At 68.8% G+C, this 15373-nt stretch carries 15 protein-coding genes; 8 read left to right on the top strand and 7 right to left on the bottom strand.

Annotated features, from left to right (window positions below; translation table 11 throughout):
* Window positions 1-116: 116 nt before the first annotated feature.
* Genes MRBLWH3_RS14240 through MRBLWH3_RS14225 form a run of 4 tightly spaced genes read right to left on the bottom strand, consistent with a single transcriptional unit; the run spans window position 117 to window position 5008 of the window.
* On the bottom strand, window positions 117-1808 hold the full coding sequence (locus MRBLWH3_RS14240) for a glycoside hydrolase family 13 protein (RefSeq protein ID WP_363433147.1): 1692 nt from the start codon (window positions 1806-1808) through the stop codon (window positions 117-119).
* Between the two features lie 57 nt (window positions 1809-1865).
* The gene (locus MRBLWH3_RS14235; RefSeq protein ID WP_414685376.1) at window positions 1866-2783 is read right to left on the bottom strand and encodes a carbohydrate ABC transporter permease; all 918 of its coding nucleotides are present in this window, start codon (window positions 2781-2783) and stop codon (window positions 1866-1868) included.
* Complete coding sequence (locus tag MRBLWH3_RS14230) at window positions 2783-3715, bottom strand: carbohydrate ABC transporter permease (RefSeq protein ID WP_414685375.1); 933 nt, start codon at window positions 3713-3715, stop codon at window positions 2783-2785. The genes MRBLWH3_RS14235 and MRBLWH3_RS14230 overlap by 1 nt, the downstream gene beginning before the upstream one ends.
* A 24-nt stretch (window positions 3716-3739) precedes the next feature.
* Window positions 3740-5008, bottom strand: coding sequence for an ABC transporter substrate-binding protein (locus MRBLWH3_RS14225; protein ID WP_414685374.1), 1269 nt, complete (start codon window positions 5006-5008; stop codon window positions 3740-3742).
* A 118-nt stretch (window positions 5009-5126) separates the two neighbouring features.
* Here MRBLWH3_RS14225 and MRBLWH3_RS14220 point away from each other — a divergent pair, with 118 nt between their 5' ends.
* Window positions 5127-6341, top strand: a complete 1215-nt coding sequence (locus MRBLWH3_RS14220) for an ROK family protein (RefSeq protein ID WP_363433145.1) — start codon at window positions 5127-5129, stop codon at window positions 6339-6341.
* A 7-nt stretch (window positions 6342-6348) separates the two neighbouring features.
* Here the strand turns inward: MRBLWH3_RS14220 and MRBLWH3_RS14215 are convergent, their stop codons facing one another.
* Window positions 6349-7695: a vanadium-dependent haloperoxidase gene (locus MRBLWH3_RS14215; RefSeq protein WP_363433143.1), complete on the bottom strand. Its 1347-nt coding sequence runs from the start codon at window positions 7693-7695 to the stop codon at window positions 6349-6351.
* 92 nt (window positions 7696-7787) lie between these two features.
* Window positions 7788-8441 (bottom strand): hypothetical protein, encoded by a 654-nt coding sequence (locus MRBLWH3_RS14210; RefSeq protein ID WP_363433140.1) that lies wholly within the window; start codon window positions 8439-8441, stop codon window positions 7788-7790.
* A gap of 75 nt (window positions 8442-8516) precedes the next feature.
* Here MRBLWH3_RS14210 and MRBLWH3_RS14205 point away from each other — a divergent pair, with 75 nt between their 5' ends.
* Window positions 8517-8885, top strand: coding sequence for a VOC family protein (locus MRBLWH3_RS14205; protein ID WP_363433137.1), 369 nt, complete (start codon window positions 8517-8519; stop codon window positions 8883-8885).
* Between the two features lie 69 nt (window positions 8886-8954).
* The gene (gene abc-f, locus MRBLWH3_RS14200; protein ID WP_363433134.1) at window positions 8955-10619 is read left to right on the top strand and encodes a ribosomal protection-like ABC-F family protein; all 1665 of its coding nucleotides are present in this window, start codon (window positions 8955-8957) and stop codon (window positions 10617-10619) included.
* 21 nt (window positions 10620-10640) lie between these two features.
* Here the strand turns inward: abc-f and MRBLWH3_RS14195 are convergent, their stop codons facing one another.
* Complete coding sequence (locus MRBLWH3_RS14195) at window positions 10641-10991, bottom strand: LysR family transcriptional regulator (RefSeq protein ID WP_363433132.1); 351 nt, start codon at window positions 10989-10991, stop codon at window positions 10641-10643.
* A 103-nt stretch (window positions 10992-11094) separates the two neighbouring features.
* Here MRBLWH3_RS14195 and MRBLWH3_RS14190 point away from each other — a divergent pair, with 103 nt between their 5' ends.
* From MRBLWH3_RS14190 to MRBLWH3_RS14170, 5 genes are all read left to right on the top strand, one after another.
* Entirely contained in the window at window positions 11095-11502 is a 408-nt protein-coding gene (locus MRBLWH3_RS14190) for a VOC family protein (protein WP_363433130.1), read from the top strand.
* A gap of 146 nt (window positions 11503-11648) precedes the next feature.
* Complete coding sequence (locus MRBLWH3_RS14185) at window positions 11649-12554, top strand: RNA polymerase sigma-70 factor (protein WP_363433128.1); 906 nt, start codon at window positions 11649-11651, stop codon at window positions 12552-12554.
* The gene (locus MRBLWH3_RS14180) at window positions 12551-12964 is read left to right on the top strand and encodes a hypothetical protein (RefSeq protein ID WP_363433126.1); all 414 of its coding nucleotides are present in this window, start codon (window positions 12551-12553) and stop codon (window positions 12962-12964) included. The genes MRBLWH3_RS14185 and MRBLWH3_RS14180 overlap by 4 nt, the downstream gene beginning before the upstream one ends.
* An 83-nt stretch (window positions 12965-13047) precedes the next feature.
* Window positions 13048-13806: an SDR family oxidoreductase gene (locus MRBLWH3_RS14175; RefSeq protein WP_363433123.1), complete on the top strand. Its 759-nt coding sequence runs from the start codon at window positions 13048-13050 to the stop codon at window positions 13804-13806.
* A gap of 508 nt (window positions 13807-14314) precedes the next feature.
* Entirely contained in the window at window positions 14315-15292 is a 978-nt protein-coding gene (locus tag MRBLWH3_RS14170) for a zinc-binding dehydrogenase (protein WP_363433120.1), read from the top strand.
* Window positions 15293-15373 lie beyond the last annotated feature (81 nt).

Genomic DNA, 15373 nt, shown 5'->3' with positions numbered 1-15373 from the left:
CAGTGTCCTCCCGGCGTCAGCGTCTGGCAAGAGGGTCACGGGAGCGCGAAACGGGAAACGGATGCCGCGGCCCTCGCCGGCCGCGGCATCCGCGCTGTGCGATCACGGCGCAGCGATCACGCCCCCGAGACCCAGACGGTCGTCTCGCCCGGGAGTTCGCGCCCCTCGAAGTGCTGGCTCGAGAGCGACCTCGCTCCGTCGTGCGGCAGCTCGTACGGCGTCTCACCGAAATTGGTGAAGACCGTCCACCCGTTCGGGCGGCGGAATCCCAAGACGTCGTCCCGCCCGGTCTTGATCCACTCCAGCGACTCACCGGTCTGCAGCAGCCGACGCAGCGCCAGCGCCTGGCGGTACAGCGCCAGTGTCGACCGCGGGTCGCCGTCCTCGACCGACACCGCGCACTCCGCGAACCACGACGGCTGCGGCAGGTGCGCGCCACCGTCACCGAATCCGTAGGAAGCCCCGTCAGCCGACCACGGCAGGGGGACGCGGCATCCGTCCCGTCCGATGTCCTCACCGGGACTGCGGAAGAAGGTGGGGTCTTGGCGCGCCGAGTCCGGGATCGACGCGACCTCGTGAAGGCCGAGCTCCTCGCCCTGGTACATGTAAGCGGACCCCGGAAGGCCGAGAACGAACAGGGAGGCGGCGCGCGCGCGACGCAGGCCGCGCTCGCGATCGAGCACCGGCGTCTTCCCGCCCGACAGCAGCCACTCGTTGCCGTGCTTGCGCGTCGGGCGCCCATTCTCGTCGCGATCGGCGTCGGGCAGGCCATAACGCGTGGCGTGGCGGACGACGTCGTGATTCGACAGCACCCATGTCGTCGACGAGCCCGACTGAGCGGCGAGCGCGAGATTGTCGCCCACGATGCGGCGGAACTGCGCGGCGTTGAAGTCGGCCTCGAGCAGGTCGAAGTTGAACGCCTGTCCGAGACTCTCGGCCCGCGCGTAGAGCGGGATGCGCGACGGCTCGACCCATGCCTCTGCAACGGCGGTGCGCGGCGGGTCGTACGAGTCGAACACCTCCCGCCACTCCGCGTAGACCTCGTGCACGTCGTCACGGTCGATCATCGGGTGGTTGCCGTCGCGGGGCATGGCGTCGAGCTCGGCCTGCGTGGGGAGCGGGTCGACGAAGTCCTTCGTGAGCATGTGCGCCACGTCGATGCGGAAGCCGTCGACGCCGCGGTCCGACCAGAAGCGCAACGTCCTGGCAAAGTCGGCGCGCACCTCCGGGTTCGACCAGTCGAGGTCGGGCTGCTCCACCGCGAAGTTGTGGAAGTACCATTGTCCGTCGGCCACCCGCTCCCACGCCGACCCGCCGAATACCGACACCCAGTCCGCGGGCGGCTGGGAGCCGCCGGGGCCTGTACCGTCGCGGAAGATGTACCGGGCGCGCGCGGCCGAGCCCGGGCCGGCTGCCAGCGCCTCCTGGAACCAGGCGTGCTGGTCCGACGTGTGGTTCGGCACGATGTCGACGACCACCTTGATGCCCTCGCCGTGGAGGGTTTCGAGCATCTCGTCGAAATCGTCGAGCGTGCCGAGCCGGGGGTCGACGTTGCGGTAGTCCGCGACGTCATATCCGCCGTCCGCCAGGGCGGACGGGTAGAACGGGCTCAGCCAGACCGCGTCGACGCCGAGCTCCTTCAGATACGGCACCCGCGAGGTCACGCCTCGGATGTCGCCGATGCCGTCGCCGTCGGCATCCGCGAAGCTCCGCGGATACACCTGGTAGACCACGGCCTGCCGCCACCAGGCGGGCAGCTCGAGGTCGTTGAGCTGGGAGGTCAGAGGTGCGGAGTGCACAGTCGTCACGGGGACGCGTTTCCTTTCGAGGTCGTACTTTCGGTGGGCAACGGGACGCCGCGGGCCTCAGCCCTTCACGGCTCCCTGGGTGACGCCTTCCACGACCCATCGCTGGGTGAAGAGGTAGACGATGATGGCCGGTGCCATCGCCATGAGGTACGAGGCGAACGACACGTTGTAGTTGTTGCTGAACTGCGTCTGGAAGATGTTCTGCACCACCGGCAGCGTCTGCAGCGCGGGGTCGGAGATGATCAGCGAAGGCATCATGAAGTCGTTCCACGAGGCCAGGAAGGCGAAGATGCCGACTGTGGCGCTCATCGGTGCGAGGAGCGGAAAGATCAGCCGCCAGAACGTCTGGTTGGTACTGGCGCCGTCGATCCGCGCGCTCTCTTCCAGCTCGGCCGGAATCGAGCGCAGGAAAGCCGTGAACAACAGGATGCTGAAGCTGAGGCCGAACATGATCTTCAAGATGATCACGCCGACGGGGTTGTCGAGTCCCGTCAGGCCGGTCAGCTGGATCTGCGGCAGCGCCACCACCGGGAACGGTAGGAACAGGGCCGCGAGCAGGTAGTAGAACGAGTAGCGGAAGAGCTTGCGATCCCAATTGCGGGAGATGGCGAAGGCCGCCAGCGCCGCCAGCACGATGGTGCCGGCGACGGTGAAGACGGTGATCAGCAGCGAGACCGTGAAGGCCCGCGGGAAGTTCGTCAGCTCCCACGCCGCCGCGAATCCCTCGAGGCTCCACGGAGTGGGCCAGGTGAAGGCGTTGCCGTCCACGGCCTGCGACTGGGTCTTGAACGCCATCGTGATGGTGACATACAGCGGCACCAGCACCGTGAGCGTGCAGAGGGCGAGCACGATCGTTCCGGGCCAGTTGACCCGCTCCATGGCGAAGCGCGAGCGAGCGGGCCCCCGAGCGTTTTCGCCGGCGAGCACGCGCTCGGCGGTCATGTCCTCGATAGCGAGGGCGGGCTGCGTGGTCATCAGAACACGTTCCTTCCGCGAGTGAGACGGAGTTGGAGCAGGGCGAGGGTGAGCGCGATGAGGAAGAAGATCGTCGCATTGGCCATCTGATAGGCGTAGTCCCCGCCCGAGAAGCCGGTGAAGATCGTCATGGCGATGGAGCGGGTGGCCGTGCCGGGTCCGCCGTTGGTGAGGCCGACGATGATGTCGTACGCGTTGAGATAGTCCTTGAAACCGATGATCACGTTGATCACCACGTAGCCCGAGACCAGCGGCAGGGTGATGCGGGTCAGCTGCTGAATCTTGCCGGCACCGTCGATGTCGGCCGCCTCGTACACTTCACCGGGGATCGACAGGAGGCCAGCGATGTAGATGAGCAGCGTTCCGGGAATCGCCTGCCACGCGGTGACGATCGCGATCGCGACCCAGGCGAGGTCGGGGTTGGCGAGGATGCTCTCGCTCATCCAGCCGATGCCCCACAGCTGTCCCAGCGCCGGCACGGAGTTGGAGAAAAGGAAGTTGAAGACGTAGGCGATGATGATGCCCGAGATCACCATCGGAATCACGAAGATCGTTCGCAGCCCCGTCTTCAGGCGTACCCGGGATACCAGGCCCACGGCCAGCAAGAAGGCGAGCACGTTGACCACGATCACCACGACGAAGGCCAACCAGAAGGTGAAGAGGTAACTCTGCAGGATCGCGGGGTCGGTGAAGACGGCGATGTAGTTGATGAACCCGACGAACTGCCAGTCGCCGAACCCGATGGAGTTGGTGAAGCTGAAGAAGATGCCGATGACCGCGGGGATCGTGATCGCCAGCGTGAACAGGATCAGTGCGGGCAGAAGGTAGAGGTAGTAGACCCCGTCTACCCGCCGCCGCGTCTGCGGCATCGTCGCCGCACCGGTGCGCCGGCCCGTCTTCGGCGCCGTGACGGCGGCCGTGGTGGTTGCCATGAGTGCGTTTCCTCTCGTATCGCGCTATTGGCGCAGCGCCAGTCGGGCCCAGTCGGCGTCGAGCCTCGCGAGCGTGCGCTCGGGGTCGTCGCCGGTGACGATGCCCTGCATGTAGTTGTCGGTGGGGATGGTCAGCGGGATCGCCTTCGAGGCGCCCTGGTAGAACTTCGCGGAGTCGTAGTACTCCTTCATTCCGAGGATGCGCTCGTCGGTGACGGGAGCCGAGTCGGTCGTGGTGCCGTAGCCGAGGAATGCGGCGTTGTACTCGTCCATCACGTCCTTCTGGAAGAGGTAGCGGAGGAAGTCGCGCGCCCCCTCCTTCTGGTCGGAGGCCTCGGGGATCCACGCGGCCAGGTCGATGTTGACGCGCACCTTGTTGTCATCGGGGTCGTCGGTCATCGGCAGCGGGAACGTGCCGAGGTCGAGGTCGGGGTTCGTCTTGTCGATCTCACCGAATGCCCACGGCCCCTGCAGGTACATCGCCGCTTCTTCCTTGGCGAAGGCGAGATTGCCGTCGCCGTAGCCGCGGCTCGCGGCATCCTCGTTCACGTAGTTGTCCGTGAGCTCGACCATCTGATCGACGGGGTCGGCCATCGTCGTCTGGAACGACACCGGGGAATCGGGACCGACCTCGGTGCCGAGGTCGTTCATCTCGTCGTAGAAGGCGGCCACGTCCACCTCGCCGCCGACGGTGTAGTCGAACCAGCCCTGACCGACGGTCCACGGGTCTTTGAATGTGGCGTAGAACGGGGTGATGCCCGCTGCCGTGAGAGCTTCGCAGACCTCGATGAGCTCGTCCCACGTGGTGGGGACCTCGAGGCCCTGCTCCTCGAAGATCTGCTTGTTGTAGATAACGGATGCCGCCATCACCGAGTACGGCAGCACGCTCGTGCGGCCGGGGTAGGTGGCGTACTGGTCGACGAGGTCCTGCACCTCGGGGAGGATGCGGTCAGCCTCGGGCATATCGCTCAGGTCGCTGAGGGCGCCGCGCTCCATGAAGCGGGCCATCTCCATGTTGTAGTTCAGCAGCCCGAGGTCGGGCGGGTTTCCGCGGAGGAAGCCGGCCTGCAGGTTCGAGGACGTGTCGAAGACGACCTCGACGTCGTCCTGGCCGGCGTTGTACTCCTTGATGAGATCGCGGAAGTAGGGGATCGCCTCGGGCTTGCTGAGGTGGAACCTCACCTCGGCGGGCCCGGACGATGCGCCGGCGCACGCGACGAGCGCGCTGCCGACGAGCACGAGGGCGGCGGCCGCTGCGCAGGCGCGGCGGAGGGTGACGGATGCTTCAGGCACGACGTTGTCCATTTCCGTATGGCGTGTGGCGACTGGTTGCTTCGGTGAGTAGATTTAGCCACCGAATCAACTGTGTCCATCATAATGACGTAAGTACCCGCGACAGGCAAGAGGCTTGATGTCACAATCGCTGCTCACCCCGATGGCACTGCGCCGAGCGAGCCTCGACGCCGTGCTGGGGTTCGCCTGGGATGTCGAGGTCTTCACTGCGTCGGACGTGCTCGACGCGGTGGGGCTCACACGATCGACCGCCATCGACGTCATCGACGAGCTCGTGGCCCGGGGACTTCTCACGGAGCTGCCCAACGCCCGAGCAGCGGGGGACTACCGGAAAGGGCGGCCGGCTCGACGATTCGCCTTTCGAGCCGACGCCGGATACGTGGTCGGAGTGGACGCCGGGCGCGCGCGTCTCACCGCGACGGTCGCGGATCTGCGAGGTGAGACTCGGTCGGTCCGTCACCTGGCGGCGGACGCGTCGCAGGACTCGCCCGAAGATCGGCGCCGGGACGCCGTGCGCGTGGTGGACGATGCGCTCGCGGCAGCGGCGATCGCGCGCGCGGACGTCACGGCACTGTGCGTCGGCGTTCCGGCGCCCGTCGACCGCATTGGATCGTCGCCCCCGCACCGCGACGGATTCTGGCGCCGGATGAACCCGTCGCTTCGTGAGCTGTTCGGCGAGTGGGCGCCGATCGTGCGGGTCGAGAACGATGCGTCGCTCGCGGCGGTGGCCGAGCGAGCAGTGGGCGCCGCGGTCGGCTACGACGACTTCGTGACGCTGCTCGCGGGAGAGCGCCTCGGCGCGGGTGTCTGGGTCGACGGCACCCCGCTGCGCGGTGCCCATGGCGGGGCCGCTGAGATGGTCGCCTTCGATCACGTCACGGGGGTCGAAGGGGCGTGGGGACTCGGGTACCGAGCAGCCGAGGTGGCACGTCGCGCGCTGGCGAAGGGCTCACTCCCGTCGGCGAGTGCGTTGCGCCTCCTCGATGCGACGGAGATCGACGGCAAGACGGTGCTGACGCTCGCGGCCGACGGCGACCCCGGCGCACTCGTCGTCGCTCGGCAGGTCGGAGAGACGCTCGCGGTGATCGCCGGCGTGCTGGGCAGTCTGTTCGACTCCCGCCGCATCATCGTCTCAGGCGCGGTCGCTGCAGGAGCCGGGCCGGTCATCGATGCCGCGGCGGACGCCTTGCCGCAGGAGCTCGACCTGCCGGCCCCCGAGATCGTCGCCTCCGAACTGGGCGCCGACATCGTGTCGGTCGGCGCCGTCCGCGCCGCCGTCGAGGCGGCGCGCACGGGCGTTCTCGATCTGCCCCGGTTCGTCGTGGCCAGCTGACCCGCTGTCAGCGGCCCACCGCCTGGAAGTAGTGAGCGGCGCCATACTGGGCGACGTTCACACCGAGTCGCTGGCCCTCGACGTCCGCGAAGCGGAAGTGCAGGCCGGCCCAGATGCGCGCATCGATCAGTTCGCTCAGCGGCTGCGAGAAGGTGTCGAAGGTCCGGACCGTCGGTGCGCCTGCGGGCAGGGCTGCGGACGTGCTGGTCATCTGGAAGCCGCCCGCGATCACATCTCCGAAGAACATGCGGAGGACCGCGGCGTGCGCGCCGTCGTTGCAGTTGTGTCCCGACGGGTGATCCGGGTACGGCGCGGTCAGGAGTGCGGTCCAGCCCGGCTCGGCGATCGTCGCAGCGTTGCCGTCCTCCCCGGCCCTGGGGATGGCGTTCCACGGCCGCCAGAAGTCGTAGTAGTACTTGTCGGCCCAGCAGGTGATGAGGGCGTCGGCCCCGCTCAGGTTCTGCAGCACGAGAAGCCGGGCGGCGTCGGCGGCGCCGAGATCGTCGGCGACGATCAGCTGTCGGGCGACCTCATTCCACGCGAGGATCGGTGGCCACTGCCACCACTGCGCGATGTAGGTCTGGTCGGCCGTCCGGGTGGACCCGGTCGCCCGGCCGATGGCCTGCACCTCGTTGACCTCGGCGGCATACTCCGGACTGTCGAGCGCGAGCGGCGGCGCCGAGCGGAACTGCTCGGCGCTCTCGACCAGGAACGGTTCGACGCCTCCGACCCAGGGTGTCGGGTCGAGGACCTCGGCCCCGGCGGCATTGAGCAGCGGCGACCAGTGGCCCGGGCGGGGATCACGCACCCACTGAGACGGGCCGAAGCGTCCATCGTTCTGTCGGGCGTGCAGCATCGCGTCGGCGGCAGCGTGGCCTGCGGCGATGCCCTGCTTCTTGAAGGAGTCGTCGTCGATCGCGTCGAGTGACGCCGCGTACTGCGTGTCGAGCGAAGCCAGCAGGCCCGCTCGGCCGGGGAACGGTGCGCGCTCGGGCGCCGTGGAGACCAGATTCGTGAGCACGTCGTATGCCGCCGTCGCGACGGCGGCATCCGTCGAGGCCTTCGCCCCGAACCGCTGAGTGAGCAGATACGGCTGATACTGCTTCGGCCCGATCGCGGTGACGGCGTCGTAGACGGCACCCTGCGTCATGGCCACGTTGATCTGGTAGGCGGGCGGCGCCCCGCCGTTCGGCCCGGGAATGGCGACGAGCGTGTTCACCGCCACTTCGTTCCAGTGGACGACGGCCGTCGCGTCCGCCTCTATCGGCGGCGCGGCCGACGCGCCGGCGGCTCCGAGTGAGACCGACGCGATGAGCGCGGCCGCGATGATGGCGATGGATCGACGAGTGTTCATGATCAACCTCGCAGTGGGGTTCTGAGGTTCAGGCGCGGGGAGCCTGCCTCACTGTCACACTCCGCCGGACGCACGTCGATCGGGCATAGCACCTAGGGAGAACGTGCGCGCAGCTCCTCCGGAGGGCAGGCCGGCCCGCGCGGGTACCCGCCTCCCTGGTCCGGACACACCCCTACGGTGAGCAGGTACGACTGGAGGAGGCTCCGGGTGCTGCCGAACGGTGCGAGCAGCGGGTCCTCTTCCGAGAGCCAGACGGCGTAGACGATCGGTACAGTGAACCGCCCGCCGGAGACGAACGCCGCTGTGCCCTCGTTGAAGGGCACGGGCAGCGCCGGGTGGCAGTCCACTCGCTCGATGCAGAGCCGCACGGCGCGGTCCGCGATCCCGGTGCACGGTGAACGGCCGCTGACTTCGCAGTACTGTGTCGCCCACGCCGACAGACGTGCGGGACCGGTGCCGGGTCTCATTCCGAAGCCGATCGGGTCGATGGTGACGAAATCCGACACGTCGGCTGTCGGATGCGCGGGCGTCACCGGTTCCGCAGACGGCGGCGCCGCGATGCGCGATTGCCTGGTCGGCGACGGCGGAATCCCGGAGGAGGGCGCGCTGCAGCCCACCAGAAGCAGTACCGCCCCCAGCAGTGTCACCACCCATCGTCCCCAGGCGCGCACGGGCATCTCCTGGGCGTGACGGTAGACCTCGCGCTCGAGGACGCACAAGTCCGCCGATACCGCCCGGATACGCATCGCGGACGGGATACGTCCTCGTTGTGCGGGAAATCGCGGTGTCCGCACAGCAGACGTCCGAAGGAGGACGAAGCAATGTCCAAAGTCGTGTGGTTCGACATCCCGGTTGCCGACATGACGCGCGCGATCGCGTTCTATGAGAAGCTCACCGCCGAGAAGCTCATCAGGCTCCCCGTCGGGCCCGGCAAGGAGACCGCGATCTTCGCCGCGGCAGACGGGGGAGCCGCCGGCTGCCTCTTCGCCGCTCCCGAGGACGAGCCGTCGCACTTCGGATCGCGCGTCTACTTCGACGCGAGTCCGTCGATCGATGAGTGGCTGGCGCGCGTCGAGCCGGCCGGCGGGCGCATCCTCGTGCCGAAGACAGAGATCACCGGCGGCCGCGGCGTCTACGCCTACATCGAGGACACCGAGGGCAACAGGATCGGGCTGAACTCTCCGGCGTGAGCACGACCGCCGTCCGTCCCGGCGCTCGCCGGGGCGGGCGGTGCGCTCCCGCGCTGAGAGGATGGTCCGATGACCGCAACACTCGTGGCGCGCGGCGTGGCCGGCGGATACGGCCACCGCACGCTGTTCGACTCGCTCGACCTGACCGTGGCTCCGGGTGATGTCGTCGGTGTGGTCGGCGCCAACGGCGCCGGCAAGTCGACGCTGCTACGCCTGCTCGCCGGCATCGACGAGCCGCAAGCGGGTTCGATCAGCCTTTCACCCGCCGACGCGTTCGTCGGCTGGCTGCCCCAGGAGCACGAACGCGTCGAAGGCGAGACGGTTGCGGCATACATCGCACGTTGTACGGGCTGCGCGCAGGCGACGAGGGACATGGATGCTGCGGCCGCCGCCCTCGGCGACGCCACGCTCGCTCCGCTCGGCGTCGACCCCGCCGACGCGTACTCGACCGCGCTCGACCGCTGGCTGGCGAGCGGCGCCGCCGACCTCGAGGAGCGGGTTCCCGCCGTGCTCGCCGACCTGGGGCTCGACCTCGACGGCACGCCTGCCGACCAAGCGAGGATGACGTCGCTGTCCGGCGGCCAGGCCGCCCGTGTCGGGCTCGCAGCCCTGCTGCTTTCGCGGTTCGACGTCGTGTTGCTCGACGAGCCCACGAACGACCTCGATCTCGGCGGGCTGGAGCGGCTCGAGACGTTCGTGCGCGGCATCCGTGGCGGTGTCGTGCTGGTCAGTCACGATCGCGAGTTCCTCGCGCGCTGCGTGACCCGCGTACTCGAACTCGACCTCGCACAGCACTCGAATCGCGTCTACGGCGGGGGCTACGACGCCTACCTCGAGGAGCGCGCGACGCTTCGCCGGCACGCGCGGGAGAAGTACGACGAGTTCGCGGAGAAGAAGGCCGACCTGGTGGCGCGGGCGCGCACGCAGCGGGAGTGGTCGAGCCAGGGGGTGCGCAACGCGATGAAGAAGTCGCCCGACAACGACAAGATCCGGCGCAAGGCCAATACCGAGTCCAGCGAGAAGCAGGCGCAGAAGGTCCGGCAGATGGAGAGTCGCATCGCGCGGCTGGAGGAGGTCGAGGAGCCGCGCAAGGAGTGGCAGCTCGAGTTCACGATCGGCGCGGCGCCGCGCTCGAGCACCGTCGTCTCGACGCTCAGCGCCGCCGTGTTCGAGCAGGGTTCGTTCACGCTCGGACCGGTGTCGCTGCAAGTCAACGCCGGGGAGCGGATCGGCATCACGGGGCACAACGGCGCCGGCAAGTCCACGCTGCTGCGTGCACTGCTCGGTCGCCAAACACCGACCGCGGGCACAGCGGGCGTCGGGGCCAACGTCGAGATCGGCGAGATCGATCAAGCTCGGTCGTTGCTGGTGGGGTCACAGCCGCTCGCTGCGGCGTTCGGAGAACTCGTGCCGGACATGGAGTCCGGCGAGGTGAGGACCCTGCTCGCCAAGTTCGGCCTGAAAGCGGACCACGTGCGCCGACCGGTCGACGAGCTCTCGCCGGGCGAGCGCACAAGGGCGGCCCTGGCGCTTCTGCAGGCGCGTGGCGTGAACGTGCTGGTGCTCGACGAGCCGACCAACCACCTCGATCTGCCCGCGATCGAGCAGCTCGAGGAGGCACTCGAGTCCTATCGGGGGACCCTGCTGCTGGTGACGCACGACCGCCGGATGCTCGACGCCGTGAACCTCGACCGCCACTGGCGCGTCGCCGCCGGGCGCGTCACCGAACTGTAGTCTCGCGAAGCCGACGGACGCTTAGCGTCCCTGACGCTTCTTGTACGGCTTCGGCTGGCCCTTCACGATCGGCGCGCGGCCCTTGCCCTTGGACGCCTTCGCCTTGCCGCCCGCAGGAGCCTTCGGCTTCGCGGCCGGAGGCGGGGCTTGCGCGATCCGAGTCCTGGCCTCTTCGAGCAGGAGCGCGCCCGCCTGGGTCAGCGACCAGTTCGGCTTGCTTCGTGTGAACAGCGGGTGCCCGACGTCGGTCTCGAGCTTGTCGATCGTGGAGTAGAGCGACGCCAGCGGCACGCCGAGCGCGTCCGCCGCACGCGGCACATGCATGCCCTCGTCGACGACGGCGACGAATCGCTGCAGTTCGCTGATCTTCACGGGCACCCTTCCGCTCGCCGAGGCACTCGTCAAGTCTGCCCCACAGGTCGGCCGACGGCGCGTCGAACGGATCCGTGGGCGCGTCGTCCAAGACACTGGCGAGATGCCTCTCTTCGATCACCTCGGCGTCACCGTCGAAGACCTGCCCCGCGCCGTCGCGCAGTTCGACCCCGTGCTCACGGCGCTCGGAATGGAGCGCACCGACAGTGACACCGGGGTCGCGTGGTACGTCGAGGACGAGACGGAACTGATCCTCTTCCCGGCGCGGGAAACTGGGACCCGGCCGCACCGTCACGGCTCCGTCGGCTGGCAGCACCTGGCTTTCGCGGTGGACTCCCGCGACGAGGTCGACCGGCTGCATGCCATCGCGCTCGCCGCGGGATGGAGTCCGGTGCGCGAGCCGAAGCTGTACCCGCGGTTCAACGAGCGGTACTACGCGTCGTTCGTGGAGGACGACAACGGCATCCGTATCGAGTTCATGCACAACCCTCCGAAGCCACACGCCGGCTGAGCTCTCACAGACTTTCCGCCGATCTGTCACAGATCGCGGTCGTGTCCGGTCTCAGCTGGAGACGCGCGCGTTTCCGGGCGCGACGACGCGCTCCTGCCATCGGTCGCGGGCGTACGCTGAGCGCGGCGATGGGAGAAGCAGACGCAATGGGCGAGACCACGGAGCGCATGAACGATCGGGACGACATCGCCCTCGCGGTCACGGTCTTCGACGAGCACCGGAGGCGGATCTTCGGCATCGCGTATCGCATGCTCGGCACCGTCGCCGATGCGGAAGACATCGTGCAGGAGACCTGGATCCGCTGGCAGAACGCCGACCGCAGCGACATCCGGGAGCCGGGTGCGTTCCTCGCGACCGTCGCGACGCGACTCTCGATCAACGCCACCCAGTCGGCGCACGCGCGCCGCGAGACGTACATCGGACCGTGGCTGCCCGAGCCGGTCAACACGGATGCCGACCCCGCGCTCGGCGCCGAGCGCGGCGAAGCGTTGCAGTACGCGATGCTGCTCATGCTCGAGAAGCTGACGCCCACTGAGCGTGCCGCGTACATCCTCCGCGAAGCGCTCGACTATCCGTACGAGCGGATCGCCGACGTCGTGGGCGCGACCGTCGCGAGTGCCCGCCAGCTCGTCAGCCGTGCTCGCAAGCATCTGGCGTCGGCACGCAAGGCGGAGGTGGCCGCCGCCGAGCAGCGCCGCCTGCTCGAGGCGTTCCTCGTCGCCGCGCAGAAGGGCGACGTGAGCGACCTCGAGCGGCTGTTCGCGGAGGACGTCGTCAGCTACAGCGACGGCAACGGCGTCAAGCTCGCCGCGCGCGTCCCCGTGGCCGGGCGACGTCGCGTCGCGAAGTTCGTCGCCGCGTTCTCCAGCCACTTCTGGACCGGCAAGCAGATCGACTGGGTCGAGGTCAACGGGCAGCCCGCGGCCACCCTCTCGGAGGACGGGGAGGTCACCACTCTCGTCACCGTCACGGCGGGGGAGGACGGCATCCGTCGCCTGCTCTGGGTCATGAGCCCCGACAAGCTCGGGCACGTCGCCCAGGTCGGGGCGTGACCAGGCGTCCTGGCGAGTGGCTGCACCGCTCCGCGCGGCGCTCGACCGCGAGCACTGCGCAGCACGAACGCGTCGTTCTGGCGTTGGTCGCCGCTGCACGGGCGGGTGATTCCCGCGGACTGGAACGGATGCTGCACCCCCGCGTCGTTCTTACCGTCGACGGCGGTGGGGCCGTGGCGGCTCCGGCTCGGGCGCTCGAGGGCGCGTCGATCGTCGGGGAGTATCTCGGCGAGATGCTGATCGCGGCGGTCGAGTCGCAGCGGGTGGAGTCGGTGAACGGCATGCCGGGCGTCGTCCTGTGCCGAGCAGGACACGTGACCGGGGTGCTCAGCATCCGTGTTCGGGGCCGGCTGATTCTCGAGGCGTGGCTCGTCCTCAACCCGGAGAAGCTGACGCACTGGAACTGCTGACGCCGGGCTGTCACACTTCCGGCGCCGACCCGGTCATGGATGGTGAGCGCCGCCCCACGCGCTCCTCGAACGAAAGGCACATCATGGCAAAGATCATCGTCATCGGCGGCTCCGGGCTCGTCGGCTCGAAGGTCGTCGCGAAGCTCACCGCGCACGGCCACGACGCTGTTCCGGCCTCTCCGAACTCGGGCGTCAACACCATCACCGGCGAGGGCCTCGCCGACGCGCTGAAGGGGGCGGATGTCGTGGTCGACGTGTCGAACTCGCCGTCGTTCGCGCCGGCGGACGTGATGGAGTTCTTCACGACGTCGACGCGGAACCTCATCGCGGGAGCGCGCGAGGCGGGCGTCGGGCACTTCGTCGCGCTCACCGTGGTGGGCACGAACCGTCCGAACACGATCTCGTACTTCGCGGCGAAGACCGCGCAGGAGGAGCTGATCCGCGACTCGGGCATCCCGTACTCGATCGTGCACGCTACCCAGTTCTTCGAGTTCATCACCGGCATCGCGGGGGTGTCGGGGAACGGTGACGCGATCCACCTGCCGGGCAACCTCGTGCAGCCGATCGCCGCGGAGGATGTCGCGACCGCCGTCGCGCGTACCGCCGCGGGCGCCCCGCTGAACGCCGACGCCGAGATCGCCGGGCCCGAGGTCATGGGACTCGATGAGATGGTGCGTCGTGGGCTGACGTTCCGTGGCGATGCACGTGAGGTCGTGACCGACCCCGAGGCGCCGTACTTCGGCGCGCTCATGGAGGAGCGCACACTCATGCCCGTGGGCGGGGCGCAGGTGTTCGAGACGACGTTGGGGGAATGGCTGCCGGCGAACCCTCCGCGCAGCTGATCGCAGGATATGGAGGGATCCGTGTGCCAGAGGGCGCGCGGACCCCTCCGCGCGGCACGCCGGTCTTCGTCAGCAATCCGCTCGACGACGTCTGGTCGGTCGGGCGGGCACTGGTTGACCGTACCAGGGGCTCTCCTCCCCATGTAGGGATCGTTCGGGTCTCGGGACTTGTCCTCAGAGTGACCTCTGACCGGAGGCTGCCGCCGGGGACGCTTCGGATGAGGCGGAGCAGCGGGTGCTCGATCCGCATGGTCGACGGCATGCCGCAGCTGCGACCACCCGGCTGGATCGACCCGCAACGACGATGGCGCGGACCCAACCGGCTCCTGCTCGACCAACTCAGACGTGCCAGGTCCGCATAGACACCCTGCGCTCTCACCACCCGCTCGACCCGCAGGGCGGCGACAGCCGCGCGCTCCGCGAGGCAGGGGAATGCGAGCGGCCGGTGGAGGGCTTACCTTCGAGGGGCTGCGCACCCGCGGCCCGGGACTTACCAAGGAGCACCACCGTGCACGCACTCATCCGCTCCGCATTCGGCGACCCGACCGAGGTCCTCGAGGTCGCGGAGAGACCGCTGCCCGAGCCGGGCGCAGGACAAGTGAGGGTGCGGACGGTGCTCTCGCCCATCCACAATCACGACCTCTGGACGATCCGCGGCACATACGGCTATAAGCCCGAGCTTCCTGCGGCCTCCGGCACCGAGGCCGTCGGAGTCGTGGACGCTCTCGGCGACGGTGTCGAGTCGCTGAAGGTCGGGCAGCGGGTCGCCACCGGCGGCACGTTCGGGGTGTGGAGCGAGTACTTCGTCGCGAATGCGGCCGGGCTCGTTCCCGTGCCGGACGCGGTGAGCGACGAGACGGCCGCACAGCTCATCTCGATGCCGTTCAGCGCGCTGAGCCTGCTCGACTTCCTCGATGTGCAGCCGGCCGACTGGATCGTGCAGAACACCGCGAACGGCGCCGTCGGCAGGCTCGTCGCCCAGTTCGCCGCAGCACGTGGCGTACGCGTTCTCGGCCTGGTGCGCCGCGATGCCGGCGTCGATGAACTGGCCGGGCTCGGCATCCGTGATGTCGTGTCGACTGCATCGGATGACTGGCGGGAACGCGCGGCGGCGATCCTCGGCGGGAACGCGCCGCGTGCGGCGGTGGACTCCGTCGGCGGCGAGGCCGCCGGCGACCTGCTGTCGCTGCTCGGCGATGGCGGCACCCTCGTGTCGTTCGGATCGATGGCGTCGGGCACGCTGCAGCTCTCGGCGGGCGACCTCATCTTCAAGCAGGCGACGGTGAAGGGTTTCTGGGGCAGCAAGGTCAGTCAGACGATGGATGCTGCCACCCGCGGTGCGCTTTTCGCCGAGCTGGTGCAGCGCATCGGGTCGGGTGAGGTGTCACTTCCGGTCGACGCGGTGTTCCCGTTCGACCAGGCGCGCCGGGCCGCCGCCGCCAGCGCGGTGCCGGGGCGCGACGGCAAGGTGCTGCTGCGCTTCTGAGGGCCTTCCCGGGCAGGTCGTGCCGGTCGCGGCCTGCCCGCCTCACCTTTCGGCGAGGAGCACGGTAGACGACGTGATCGC

Source organism: Microbacterium sp. LWH3-1.2, assembly GCF_040675855.1.
Classification (GTDB): Bacteria; Actinomycetota; Actinomycetes; order Actinomycetales; family Microbacteriaceae; genus Microbacterium.
The sequence above is the reverse complement of the archived record's forward strand: the minus strand, read 5'-3'. Positions and strand labels throughout refer to the sequence as shown.

Excerpts from the sequence above, each read along its gene's own strand:
- MRBLWH3_RS14235 (WP_414685376.1), bottom strand. The coding sequence starts at position 2,783 with ATGACCACGCAGCCCGCCCTCGCTATCGAGGACATGACCGCCGAGCGC.
- MRBLWH3_RS14230 (WP_414685375.1), bottom strand. The coding sequence starts at position 3,715 with ATGGCAACCACCACGGCCGCCGTCACGGCGCCGAAGACGGGCCGGCGC.
- MRBLWH3_RS14220 (WP_363433145.1), top strand. The coding sequence starts at position 5,127 with ATGTCACAATCGCTGCTCACCCCGATGGCACTGCGCCGAGCGAGCCTC.
- MRBLWH3_RS14215 (WP_363433143.1), bottom strand. The coding sequence starts at position 7,695 with ATGAACACTCGTCGATCCATCGCCATCATCGCGGCCGCGCTCATCGCG.
- MRBLWH3_RS14210 (WP_363433140.1), bottom strand. The coding sequence starts at position 8,441 with ATGCGTATCCGGGCGGTATCGGCGGACTTGTGCGTCCTCGAGCGCGAG.
- MRBLWH3_RS14205 (WP_363433137.1), top strand. The coding sequence starts at position 8,517 with ATGTCCAAAGTCGTGTGGTTCGACATCCCGGTTGCCGACATGACGCGC.
- abc-f (WP_363433134.1), top strand. The coding sequence starts at position 8,955 with ATGACCGCAACACTCGTGGCGCGCGGCGTGGCCGGCGGATACGGCCAC.
- MRBLWH3_RS14190 (WP_363433130.1), top strand. The coding sequence starts at position 11,095 with ATGCCTCTCTTCGATCACCTCGGCGTCACCGTCGAAGACCTGCCCCGC.
- MRBLWH3_RS14185 (WP_363433128.1), top strand. The coding sequence starts at position 11,649 with ATGGGCGAGACCACGGAGCGCATGAACGATCGGGACGACATCGCCCTC.
- MRBLWH3_RS14175 (WP_363433123.1), top strand. The coding sequence starts at position 13,048 with ATGGCAAAGATCATCGTCATCGGCGGCTCCGGGCTCGTCGGCTCGAAG.